Source organism: Pseudomonas sp. A1230 (genome assembly GCF_044218825.1).
Taxonomy (GTDB): domain Bacteria; phylum Pseudomonadota; class Gammaproteobacteria; order Pseudomonadales; family Pseudomonadaceae; genus Aquipseudomonas; species Aquipseudomonas iridis.
This window is the reverse complement of sequence record NZ_CP162582.1, coordinates 5,968,457-5,981,277: the sequence shown is the minus strand read 5'-3', so window position 1 is coordinate 5,981,277 and position 12,821 is coordinate 5,968,457. Positions and strand designations below refer to the sequence as shown.

Here is a 12,821-nt window from a genome sequence, read left to right as displayed (position 1 = left end):
TTCGCCTTGAGATGAGGCGTGTGTCACGAGTTGGTTGTCGGACTGTTTTTGGAGTATAGATGTGCAAACTTCTAATAAGAACGCACATATAAGCCCGTCCATCATGCAAAAAAACATCACCTCTCTAGGTTCGCTGAACTGGGACGACCTCAAGTTTTTCCTCGAAGTCGCCCGCACCCGCAAAGCCAGCACCGCGGCCAAACGGCTGGCGGTCGACTACACCACCGTGTCGCGGCGGATCAGTTCGCTGGAAGCGGCGTTAGGCACGTTGCTGTTCGAGAAATCGCGGACCAGCGGCTTCGTGCTCACCACCGAAGGCCAGCGTTTGCTGGGTTACGCCGAATCGATTGAAAGCACATTGCACATGGCCTGCGAGCAGGTTTCAGGCTCTGGCGTGGCGCTGTCCGGGCATGTGCGCATGGGCTGCACTGAAGGTTTCGGCAGTTTTTTCATCACGCCGCAACTGAGCCATTTCGTCGACGCCTACCCGGCAATCTCGGTGGACATCCTGCCGCTGCCGCACTTCATCAGCCTGTCCAAGCGCGAGGCCGACATCGTCATCGCGCTGGAACGCCCGGAGCACGGACCGTACGTCTGCTGCAAACTCTGCGACTACCGCTTGCAGCTCTATGCGACCCAGGACTACCTCGACAAACACCCACCGATCCGCCGCCCGGCAGACTTGGGCAAGCATCAATTCATCAGTTATGTGGATGACCTGGCGTTCAGCTCGGAGCTGCTTTACCTGGCGAATGCGTTACCAGGTGCCAGCGCGAACTTGCGCAGCACCAGCGTGATCGCGCAATTCGTCGCGGCGCAGCAAGGTCGCTCACTGGCGATTCTGCCGTGTTTCCTCGCCGCACAGGACCCGCGTTTGTTGCCGGTGCTGCCGGAAGAAATCGACATTACCCGGCAGTTCTGGATGTACTGCCGGGAGGATCTGCGCAAGTTGAAGCGGATTACCCTGTTGTGGGATTACATCCGTGAGGTGACCGAGCGTAATCAGGGTCTGCTGATGGGGCAGACCCGCGAGATGCAGTTCGCCGATTAATCGGCGCTGACCACAATCGAAACCCGGCGGTTTTCCGTGCGGCCTGCGGCAGTGTCGTTGGATGCCACCGGCTCGCTGCTGCCCAGCCCACGTAACTGTATGTTTTCTTGCTTCATGCCAACCGTGCCCAATACGTTGGCGACGCTCTTGGCCCGGCGCAATGACAGTTGCTGGTTGTAGGTTTCCTTGCCCGACGCATCGGTGTGGCCGTCGACCCGTACCCGCTCAATGCCCACGCCCAACAGGGCTTTGCCGATGCGCGAGACGATCTCGGTGCTCTGTGTATTGAGGCTCTCGACATCGCTGCCGAACAGCACTTTGCCGGACAGGCCGAACTCCCAGCCATCGTCAGTCAGCTCGAAGCCTTGTTGCTTGAGCACGGCAACCTGCGCCGCAGAGAGGCCTTTTTGCGGGGCGGTCTGGCAACCGGTCAGCGCCAATATGGCCATCAACATCAGCGTGGAAAACAGTCGAGAAGGAAAAGTGAACACGGAAATTAGCTCCTGGTTTGAACGGGATTGACCGGGTACTCCGACCCGGCCGTGGATTGAGCGCCACGCGACAGGCGCTTGGCTTGATACATCGCCGCGTCGGCAGCGTTGAGCAGCGCACCGGGGGTGACGCCATGATCGGGGTAAACCGCGATGCCGATACTGAGCGACGTCACAACACTGGCATCACCCGGCAGGGCGATCGGCATGTCCATGCTCGCGAGAATCTTGTCAGCGATGCGTTCGGCGTCTTCGACCTTGTGCAGAGGCGCGAGCAGTACGGCGAATTCGTCCCCGCCCAGTCGCGCGACCAAATCTTCTTCACGCAATTGCGCGCGCACCCGATTGGCAACCGCCACCAGTACCGCGTCACCGGCCGCATGGCCAAAGTTATCGTTGATGCCTTTGAAACGGTCGCTGTCCAAAAACAGTACAGCCACACGCTCCTTGAGTTTGCCGGCATTGCGCAGTGCCCGAATCAAGCGGCCCTCGAAATAGGCGCGGTTCGGCAACCCGGTAAGACTGTCGTGACTGGCCTGGTGGGCCAGGGTCTCGTTTTCGCTTTTCAGATGGGTTTGCCACGATTCCAGTTCGTCGAGCAAGGCGTTGAAGTCGTTGCCGAGGTTGTCGAGTTCGGCGATCTGCGCTGGCGGCACGCGTCGATCCAGCGCTCGTTCGCTACGGGCGGCGTGGGCCACGGTCGCCAGGCTGCGCAACGGGCCGATGATCTCGCGCAATTGTCGCCGCGCCAGATAAATCGCCACCCAGGCGCTGATGGCGGTACAGAGAATGATCCCCGCCAGACCGCTGAGCAGAAACCGCATCAGACTGCCGCCGTGACCGGTGAGCAGAACACGTCCGATCTCGCGATTCTGATGGGTGATCGGCAAGTCGATCGGCTTTTCCAGAATCGCCCGGGCGAGTTGCATTTCCAACTCAGAGATCAAACCGGTTTCCGGTCGCTGCCATCGCGCGAGCAGTTGACCTCGGGCATCCAGCACCTGAGCGTCTGCCACTTCTTCGGCCGATGCGATCATTGCCAGCGACTCAGTGGCGGCAGCCTTGTCGTTGAACACGACCGCCGCTTCCACGGTGTAGCTGATCGACCGGGCGATCAAATGCAGGTTGTGATCGGCATACACCCGCAACGCCAGAACGCCCAGCAGGGTCAGGGAAACACTGGCCATCGCCACTGCCACCAATGCGACCGTCAGGTGCCCACGGCCGAGAACCGAGCCTAACGTTGGGCGCGTATTGGACCTGAACAGTCTCATTGTGCCGCCGATTTGCGGCGTGACAACTGCAGCACGCTTGGATGAATGCGCACGCCACTGCGGGCAACAGAGTCGAGATTGACTTCGAAGGACACCTGCTCATCGCCGACGCGCAGACAGAACAGACTGCCGACCGTGCACTGATCGTCGCCCTCGCTGATGCTCAGCACCGGGTGCCCTGTCAGCGAAGCGAACAGCCGACTGCGTTCATCTGCGGTGAGTTTGCCGATATACACCGCATCGCATTCGGTGACGATGGCCGGGTTGTCGGCCAGCAGACGATGCACGACAACTGGCCTGCCGGTGGCCTGAGTAGTGCCCTTGACCAGATCATCGGTGTATTCAGTGGGGCCGACGATGCACAGGCGCAGTTGCGCAGGCTCTACCGGCCAGCGTGCGTAGCTGAGAATACCCAGCACAACCTGGGTGACCGCCTGCGCCCGCTGTTCGGCCATGCCGGGCGGCGTTTGCGGTTGCGCGACGGCAGCGCCCGCCAGCAAACAGAGCAGACCGACAAGCACTGCGTGCTTGCAGCGAAATACGCGCTCTGTCGCCCAGACAGCCACCTTCATGCAGGGATTCTCTTGGATCGTAACGGAATGATGCCGCAACGATAGCACAGCGCTGAATCACCAGCGAGGCGCGGACTCCTGACCGGATGGTCAATAGTCAGCCTCATTCAACGAAACCTTCATCCCCGGGGCTCGGTGCCCTCCTCCAGTTCCAGCATCAACCCGCTCAAGCGTTTTACCTTGCGCTGCACGGCCTCTTCAAAAACTCCGGCACGCGGTTCGATCAAGGTGAACCAATGCTTGGCCCGGGTGATGCCGGTATAGATCAGCTCCTTGGTCAGCACGGGGTTCAAGGCGTCCGGCAGGATCAATGCGGTGTGGGCGAACTCCGACCCTTGAGACTTGTGTACGGTCATCGCGTAGACGGTTTCGACATCATTTAAACGACTCGGCAACACAAAGCGCACGCCACCCTGGCCGTCGTTGCGCGGAAAAGCCACGCGCAACACCGGTTTACCGGCGGCAGGACCTTCGCGCTCGGGCAGCTTGAGGGCAATGCCAATGTCACCGTTCATCAGGCCCAGACCGTAGTCATTGCGGGTCATCAGCACTGGCCGACCTTCGTACCATTGCTGGTCGTTATCGATCAGTCGCGCCTTGAGCAATGCAGCGGTGATGCGCTGGTTCAAACCTTCCACACCCCACGGCCCCTTGCGCACCGCACACAACAGCTGGAAGGTGTCGAATGCCTGCAAGACCTCGCGGGCCCAGTTGATCCAGTCAGGATGTTCGAGCGGCCTGTCCAGCGGTGGGCGCTGATCACGCAGCACTTTCAGGTAATGCCGATAGCCTTGTGGTCCGTCGCCATGCCCCTCAAGCAAGAGTCGCTCGAGGTGCAGATCGTGCTCGCCCTTGAGCGGCAACGAATACACATCCTCATACTGCCCCGCCACCAGCAACTGACGCGCCTCATCCGGCAACTGTTGATTGACCCGGCGTGCTAGCTGGCCAATACCGCTCCCTTCGCCAAAGCGCCGGGAGTGACGCAGCATCACCACTTGTTGCGCCAGCGGATGGGAGCCGTCGAGGTCCTCATGCAAGCCGCTGGCCTGCAACGATTCACCGCTGACTGACTCCAGCCATTGCCGAGTCTGCGGGCTGTACCAACCGCTTTCGGCGTCACGGCACAAATCCCCCAACACGGCGCCGGCCTCTACCGAGGCCAACTGATCCTTGTCACCCAGCAGCACCAGACGTGCATGGGCTGGCAGGGCGTCGAGCAGGTTGGCCATCATTTCCAGGTCGATCATCGACGCTTCATCGACCACCAGCACATCCAGCGGTAAACGGTTGCCGGCATGGTGGCGGAAGTGTCGCGTACCGGGACGACTGCCCAGCAAGCGGTGCACAGTGGTCACGTCGCAGGGGATTTTTGCGCGTACGTCTTCGGCGACTTTCAGCGATTGCACTTGTTGGCTGATGGATTCGGTCAATCGCGCAGCCGCTTTGCCTGTCGGTGCAGCCAAGCGAATTCGCAGCGGATGACCAGCCTCCACCGCTGGCGCTTGCAGCAACGCAAGCAAGCGCACCACTGTGGTGGTTTTGCCGGTGCCCGGGCCACCGGTGACGATACTGAATGCACCGCGGGTAGCGAGGGCACAGGCGAGTTTCTGCCAGTCGATCACCTCATCGGTTTTGGCCGAACCGAACAGCTCATTGAGCCGTTGCGGCAGGTCATCCGGCGTCGCCTCGCCCTGGGCGAGACGCTGGCGCAACGCCGTATCGATGCGGCGTTCGTAGGCCCAGTAGCGCCGCAGGTATAAACGTTTTCCGGACAGCACCAGTGGGCGATTCTGCGCGGCTTCGCGGGTATCGGCTGCCAGCGCGACCAGGCCACTGCCCGCCAACGCCTTGCACCAATGCGCGCCATCGAGCGCTTCAAGCAATTGTGAAGGCAGCAACAACACGCCACCTTGCACGTCGCCTTCGGGTGGCAGCGACAACGCAAAGTCAGGCGCTTTAAGGGTTTCGAACAAATCCAGACAAACATGACCGTGGCCGAGTTGATGACTGGTCAGCGCTGCAGCGAGCAGCACCAACGGATCGGTATCGGGCTCAAGCTCGTGAAGAAATGCGACGAATGCCTTGTCCAGCGCACGCAACCAGCCACGCTCGACCCAACGGGTGAGCAACAGCAGCAAGTCATCGGCGCTTGTCAGGGGCGAAAGTCTCGACAGACTGTCGGCTGCCAGCGGTGTCGGCAACAGATCGGCAAACGTGCGGCTCATAGCAGGACTCCCTGTTCCCATGCGGGTTCGGCCTTGGGTTCGGGTTTGCCCTGGAACATCCGGTCGAGACGCTCGATCAACTCACGAGGCGGTCGGGCAAAGTACACACCGCGGCTGTCTGAGCGAGTGCCGCGCAAGAACAGGTACAGCGCCCCGCCAACATGCCGGTCGTAATCGTAGTCGGGCAAACGGGCCTTGAGCTGACGATGCAACGCCAACAGATACAACACGTATTGCAGGTCGTAGCGGTTGTCCAGAATCGATTGTTCCATGGCGTGCTCGGTGTAGGCCAGATCGTCCACACCCAGCCAGTTGGACTTGTAGTCGGCCACGTAATAGCGGCCATCGTGTTCAAAGGTCAGGTCGATGAAGCCTTTGAACATGCCGTTGAGTTGCACTGGCTCTGCACCAACCCGGGCCACACCATTGTGGGTGAACTGGCGTACCAGTTCGTCGAGTTTCAGCACGTCGACTTTATGGCTGGCGAACCAGAACTCCATCTCGACACGGTACTGTGTCAGCTGTTCGAGAATCACCGGTGGCCGCCCATCAGCGATTGGCAGTGGCGACTTGAGCAGGTGTTGCAACCAGTCACTGAGGGTGGTGATCCAGCCTTCCCAGCCACGCAGGTTGCAGCGCCGGCCAATCGCGTCCTCCAGCGCCTCGCGGGAGACGGCGAAACCGTCATCACCCGCCCACTCCAGCAAACCGTGAAGAAACGTTCCCGGATTGGGACCACGGGGGAAGCGATGGATATCGGCGCCGCCGGTTATGATTTCTCGCGGCGCATCCGGGTCGAGGCGTTCGTCATCGAAAAGCTTTTGCGCTTGCGGGCTGTCCGGTGCTTCATCGCTGCCGACACTCAGCACATCACTGATACGCAGCGCGCTATACGACGCGATCCACCAGTTCTCACTGGCCTTGCGCTTGGGCAGCAACGTGGCACTGAGGACGGCTTCATTGCGCGGAGGTTGGTAATGCTCGTCGGTAGGTTGCGGCATTTCGCCGATGTCGATAGCCGGGCAGTCTTGCTGCAGGTCTTGCAACCATCGGTTGAGTCCACTGGATTCACCCAGAGAGGCACCGCCACCCAGCAGATAGCCCAGCGCAGAAAGGTGCAGCACCGAGCTGTTGTTATTGCCCCGTTTGAGATCCGTCACGCCTAACCAGCAGGCATGTTGCGCACGAGTCAGGGCGACATAGAGCAAACGCAGATCTTCGGCGAGACGCTCTTCGTCCGCTTGCGCAATCAACTCGACGGTCGGCTTGAGACTCACCTGAGCCTTGCCCGTAGCGTCGTGGTAATGCAGCGGCAATCGACTACCGTCTACGGGTTTCGCCGAGCAGATGAACGGCAGGAACACCAGCGGATACTCAAGGCCTTTGGACTTGTGGATGGTCACGACCTTGACCAGTTGCTCGTCACTTTCCAGGCGCAGGATCTGCTCTTCACCCGCCTGACCCGACAATGCCAGAAGCTCGGCCAGATGGCGGATCAGCGCTTGCTCACCGTCCAGCTCTGCGGCGGCCTGCTGCATCAGTTCGGACAGGTGAAGAAGGTTGGTCAGCACCCGCTCGCCATCGCTGCGTGTCATCAAGGTCTGTGGCAAATGGAAGTCGTGAAGCAGGCGACGCAACATCGGCAGCACGCCTTGCTTGCGCCAGAGTTCGCGATAGCCACGAAACTGCATGACTCGAGCTTCCCAAACCAATTCGTCCTGATTCAGCCGCTCCAGTTCAGCCAGTGGCAAGTTCAGAGTGATACAGGCCAGCGCAGCTTTCAGCGAACGTTCGACATCCGGCTCGGCGCAGGCTTTGAGCCAGGACAGCAGGTCGTGGGCCTCTTGGGCCGCAAACACCGAATCCTTGTCCGACAGATAAACGCTGCGCACACCGCGGGCGGCAAGCTCGCCGCGAACCGCTTGAGCCTCTTTACCGTCGCGGACGAGGATCGCGATGTCCGAAGGCCGCAGCCCTCTGAAATCTTCACCGTCCTGAACAAACCCCGCACTGCCGGATTGCCCGCCATTGAGCAATGCCGTTATTTGGCTAGCACAGGCGGCCGCCAACTGTTGCCGATAAACCGCTCCCGACAGCGGTTGGTCTGTGGACAATTGCCAGACATTCAATGCGCCAATGTCTTGTCCGGCAATCTGCAGTTTCTCTTTACGACCTTGCGATTCCACCGGCTGAAACGGCACGGGGTTCTCGCCGTTTTTCTCCCGGAACAAAAACGCGCCGCGTCCCAGCTCTCGGGACTCGGCGCGTTCGAATACATGGTTGACCGCTTTGACCATGCCGTGACTGGAGCGGAAATTGGTGCCCAGCGTATGCAGTCGGCCGGTGGTGGCCTGACGGGCACGTAAATAGGTGTAGATGTCCGCACCGCGAAAAGCGTAAATCGCTTGCTTGGGATCGCCGATCAGAAACAAACCGGTATCGGGGTTGTTGTCTTCGATGCGATAGATGCTTTCGAAGATGCGGTATTGCACCGGGTCGGTGTCCTGGAACTCGTCAATCAGCGCGACCGGGAATTGCTCACGGATCAACGTTGCCAGACGCTCGCCGCCGTCGGATTGCAGCGCGGCATCCAGGCGTAGCAGCATGTCGTCAAAACCCATCTCGGCACGACGGCGCTTCTCTTCTTCAAAGCGTGTGCCCACCCAATTGGCGGCGTGTTGCAGGACAGCGGCATCAGGCGTTGGCAGTGCATCAAGACTCGATTTGAGCCCGGACATAGCATCGAGACCCGGGTGACTTGGGGCAGGCCCCTTCCACGCTTCGGCCATGCCGTCGGGGGTCAGGCGGGTGAAGCCCGTGCCGATGTCCAGTTGCTCCAAAGACTCGTCTTCGGCCCAAGCCTTGAGCTTCTCGAACCAGGGCTCAAAGTAACGCGCCTGCATCTTGCGACCATCCACAGTCTTGCTGGCAACGCCTTGATGGCAGATGGCGAGCAACTCGTCCGCCCATTGACGCCAAGGCATCTTCAACTCGATCAATGCCGAGCGGCGCTCCTGCAAACACTCCTCGATAAGCTCAGCGGGTGCCTTGCCTTCGTCGCTGTCGCGCTCGCTGGCGAACAGTCCGCGTACTCGGGGTAGCAACGCTGCAGGTCCACCCCAGTTGCTACGAACCCAATTCAGCGCATCCCCCTGCATCGGGTAACAGAACAGCCGCCAGTAATCGCGCAGCACTTCACCGAGCAAATCGCTGTGATCGGTTTCCAGGGATTGAGTGAACAGGCTGCCGCTGTCGAACGCATGCTCGCGCAGCATGCGCTGACACCAGCTGTGGATGGTCGAGACGGCGGCTTCATCCATCCATTGCGCAGCGATATCGAGGCGATTGGCACAGCCGGGCCATTGCTGAGGATCGAACTGATCGCGCAGGTCAGCGATCAATCCGTCAGGGGCCGGGGTCTCGTCGCGAAAAAACCTCGCCGCCTCGGCCAGCCGCGTACGAATTCGCTCGCGCAGCTCTTTGGTCGCCGCGTCGGTGAACGTCACCACGAGGATCTGCGGAGGCAACAACTCGCGGGCAAACCCGCTCAACTCACCGCCGTGCCCGAGAATGAGCCGCAGATAGAGCGCAGAAATGGTGAAGGTTTTGCCGGTACCGGCACTCGCTTCGATTAACTGGCTGCCACGCAGCGGAAATGCCAGGGCCAGCGGTGTCTTCGTGCTCATGAGCGGGGGCCTTCGCTGGACAATGAACGCCAAGGGGCTTCATGCAGGGGGCGGTACAGGGTGTCGCACCAACCGGAAAACGTCTCATCCGCGAGTAATGCGTCGAAGTCGGCAAATTGTCGGGACAACGCAGGGCTTTCACGGCGCTCACCCTCGCTGGTCTGCCCGTCACCCTCGTAGACTTTACGGGCCGCAGCGTCAGCTTTGACTGGATCGGTCTGCGACAGCCAGGCGAATGCGGTCTTTACCGCAACCGGCAATGGTTGGCGCATGCCGGCCTGCCAGGCGAGGAGTAAATCGCCAAGGAGGCTAAACGCGCGGGCTGGCTCCATCGGCTCCAGCAGCAACGTGTCGTCACTGGCGACCAATGCCGTGGTCAGTGAAAGTCCGCTGGCGCAAGCGGCAAGATGATTGACCCACGGTTTGGTCAGCCGATGCCACTTACGACTTTTGATCGAGCCAATGCTGTTGGGAATGGTCGTGACTGCTAACAGGCCACCATCAGCGCGCTGATGCAGGCCTGCGAGCCAGCCTTCAAGCCGCAAACCCTGAAAATCGAGATTGACCGGGATGGCGCTGGTCATCGGTGTCGGCCACAACATCAGTAGCTGTTGATAACGTTGCAACAGGTCGGGGAGCGGTTCGATCAGCTCCCGCTGCAGGCATTCGCCAAAACCGGCCATGGGCAACAATCCGCTGTTTTGCAGCCTTCGTGCCTGAGCCTCGAGTGCCTGATCGATATTGTCCGGCTGTCTGAGAGCGGCTTCGAGCAGGCTGTCGCTGAGCGTATAGCGCTGCAATGCGTCCAGCACGAAAGGTTCTTCATCAGCCAGCGGAGCTTCGGCGGCTTCGAAATACACCTTGAGTCGCTGGGTAAAAAAATGTCGTGTCGGGTTACGCAGGAAATCCTGTAGCAGGGCCAGGCTCAGAGGTTCTTCCTGAACATAGGGCGTAAGTAATTCTGCGTGGACCTGGGGCGCATGCTGTTGATGCAACACCTGCCACTCACTGGCATAGCTGAACAGTTGATCGCCCTCATGGAAATAACGCGCACTGAACGGCTGCAGCGGATGCTCTTGGGTCATGGCGCCTAACAGATCTTGGCTTTCGTCGATCAATCGCCAGCCGCTGGCGAGGTGATCACGCAACTGGCCAATCAGCACCGATGCCGGTCGCTCACTGTTGTCGCGAATGCTGCGGCCGACCCAACTGATATAGAGCTGATCACGTGCCGACAGGAGCGCCTCGAGCAACAGATAGCGGTCATCTTCACGCCGCGAGCGGTCTCCAGGGCGGTAGTCGCTGCCCATCAGATCGAAATCCAGCGGGGGTTGCGCACGGGGGTAATCGCCGTCGTTCATCCCCAACAAACAAACCAGCTTAAAGGGAATGGCGCGCATCGGCATCAACGTACAAAAGTTCACCGCACCGGCCAGGAAGCGCTGAGACAAACGCCCCTGATCCAGTCCGGCGAGCCAGGCTTCACGGACGACAGTCAGCGGCAGCTCATCTACCAGACCTACCGTCTCACAGGTCTCCAGCCAGGTTTCACGAAGCTCTTCCAGTTGGGTAAGCAAGTAGTCGTCATGTTCATTACTGGCTTTGAAGAACAGCTGCATCAGCGCTTGGAGTCTCTGCCCCCACTCTTTGGGTTGAGCCGCTTGTGTGAGCTGCTGATGGGCGAGTTCCAGAGCATCGAGCAACGCTACCAACGGCCCGATCAATGCGGCATCCAGTCCGCCGATTTCATCATACGGTTCAATCCCTGAGCAGGCATTGGCGGTACCGACGGCGTAACCCAAGAGCATTCGGCGCAGGCCAAAATGCCAGCTGTTCTGTTCAAGTTCGTCCGGCAGCCCGAGCCCGGCACGCTGCTCGGCGTTCATCCCCCAGCGGACGCCCGCCCCTTCGATCCAGCGATGCAGTGTTGGCAGGTCCCGCTCTTCTACGCCGAACCGGGCACGCAATGCCGGAACGTCGAGCAGGTCGAGGATTTCGCTGACGGGGAAACGACTGTCCGGCAGCTTGAGCAGGTGCTCGACCGCGATCAGTAATGGGTCGCGGCCACGCTGCCCCTGATCCGCCAATGTGAAGGGAATGAAGCGTGGGTCATACCTGTCGAGTTGACCAAACACCGCGCGTATATGCGGTGCATAACTGTCGACATCCGGCACCATTACGATCACATCGCGAGGGCGCAGATTCGGATTGGCACTGAAGCGCGCCAGTAGCTGGTCATGCAGGATTTCCACTTCGCGCTGAGCGCTGTGGGCAATGTGAAAACGGATCGAATCGTCTTCATTCAGATCAACAGCAGGCCAGTGCTCGCGGGTCTCGTTGAGTGGACGCAGCTCCAGGATATCGTCCTGAAGTTGATTGAGCAGATTGTGTGGCTCAGATTCGCTAAACAGGTCAATGCGACCGTCGCGAAATACGGCGCGGTAGCTGTTGGGATCGTCGTAACTGTCGAGCAGGTTGATGTAGTCACGACCTTGCTTACCCCATGCTGCCAATAATGGATGGGCATGCTGGTGCAGTGTTTCGGGATCCAGCACGACGGGCATTCCGCTCTTGCGGGACTGTCGCTTGTATTGGTGACGCAGCAAATCCTTGTCGGCGACGATATCGGCCCAGTGGTGACGGCAAGGGTTATGTACACACAACAGAACCTGGCTGAAACGCGCGAGTCCGGCCAGCGCTTCAAGGACCTGGGCCGGTAACGACGAAATCCCGAAAACAATCACTCGCGATGGCAGTCCTGCAGGAGCTATCGCAAGGTTGTTGATCCGCTCGATGAATCGCTGGTGAACGCCGGCGCGACTCTGCGCCATGCCTTGTTCCCCCACGTCATTCAGTAGTGCACGCCACAATTCGGCTTGCCAGCAGCTGGTAGCGGGCAAAGGTTTTACCTCGCCTCTGACATTTCGTAATTGATGCCGCCCTTCGGCCCAATCCTCAAGCCAGTCAGCCCGATACACCTGATATTGGTCGAAAAGATCCGCTAGACGCTCAGACAATTGATAGCGCTTGCGCAAGTCAGTGTCGTGGGTAAGGAAGCGTTGCAGCGGCTCGAAATGCGCACGGTCGATGACCTGGGGTAGCAAACGCATGAGGCGCCAGGTTAGTGGCGCTTTATCGAGCAGGGATTTGGCCGGAATTTCTTCTCGCCCCAAAACCATGCGATAGAGCTGCCACATAAAGCTACCGGGCAGTTGCACATCAATCGCTGCGGCGATGCCGCAACCACCGAGGTCGTCTTCTTCTGGATCTTCAGCCAGGGCCAGCTTTAGCCATTGGGCGATGCCGTTACTCTGCACCAACGCAATTTCGTTCTCCAGGGGAGCCAGCGGATAGCGCCGCATGATGCTGACCACCAAGCTGCGCAGTTCGTCCAGGCTATTGCTCTGAACCACCATGAATGCAGCGTTGAGGGACTGGGCGTCCGGCATAAAGACTTCCTTGGAAAAGTACGAAAACCAGGTCAGAACCTTAGCATTGTCGACAGGCTATGACAGCCGG

At 59.8% G+C, this 12,821-nt stretch carries 7 protein-coding genes; 1 reads left to right on the top strand and 6 read right to left on the bottom strand.

Going from position 1 to position 12,821, the window contains the following annotated elements:
* The first annotated feature begins 103 nt into the window (after positions 1-103).
* Positions 104-1,051 carry a LysR family transcriptional regulator gene (locus AB4P97_RS27650; RefSeq protein ID WP_042557540.1) on the top strand — a complete coding sequence of 316 codons (948 nt, stop codon included), beginning with the start codon at positions 104-106 and terminating at the stop codon, positions 1,049-1,051.
* Here the strand turns inward: AB4P97_RS27650 and AB4P97_RS27645 are convergent.
* The 6 genes from AB4P97_RS27645 to recC all read right to left on the bottom strand — a co-directional run bounded on the left by AB4P97_RS27645 (position 1,048) and on the right by recC (position 12,751).
* Positions 1,048-1,506: an OmpA family protein gene (locus AB4P97_RS27645; protein WP_210624826.1), complete on the bottom strand. Its 459-nt coding sequence runs from the start codon at positions 1,504-1,506 to the stop codon at positions 1,048-1,050. The genes AB4P97_RS27650 and AB4P97_RS27645 overlap by 4 nt on opposite strands.
* Positions 1,507-1,547: 41 nt before the next feature.
* Positions 1,548-2,816, bottom strand: a complete 1,269-nt coding sequence (locus AB4P97_RS27640) for a diguanylate cyclase domain-containing protein (RefSeq protein ID WP_042557538.1) — start codon at positions 2,814-2,816, stop codon at positions 1,548-1,550.
* Positions 2,813-3,388: a YfiR family protein gene (locus AB4P97_RS27635; protein ID WP_042557537.1), complete on the bottom strand. Its 576-nt coding sequence runs from the start codon at positions 3,386-3,388 to the stop codon at positions 2,813-2,815. The genes AB4P97_RS27640 and AB4P97_RS27635 overlap by 4 nt, the downstream gene beginning before the upstream one ends.
* Before the next feature lie 119 nt (positions 3,389-3,507).
* On the bottom strand, positions 3,508-5,616 hold the full coding sequence (gene recD / locus AB4P97_RS27630; RefSeq protein WP_395601882.1) for an exodeoxyribonuclease V subunit alpha: 2,109 nt from the start codon (positions 5,614-5,616) through the stop codon (positions 3,508-3,510).
* The gene (gene recB, locus AB4P97_RS27625; protein ID WP_395601881.1) at positions 5,613-9,302 is read right to left on the bottom strand and encodes an exodeoxyribonuclease V subunit beta; all 3,690 of its coding nucleotides are present in this window, start codon (positions 9,300-9,302) and stop codon (positions 5,613-5,615) included. Before recB ends, recD begins: the two co-directional genes overlap by 4 nt.
* The gene (recC, locus tag AB4P97_RS27620) at positions 9,299-12,751 is read right to left on the bottom strand and encodes an exodeoxyribonuclease V subunit gamma (RefSeq protein WP_395601880.1); all 3,453 of its coding nucleotides are present in this window, start codon (positions 12,749-12,751) and stop codon (positions 9,299-9,301) included. Before recC ends, recB begins: the two co-directional genes overlap by 4 nt.
* Positions 12,752-12,821 lie beyond the last annotated feature (70 nt).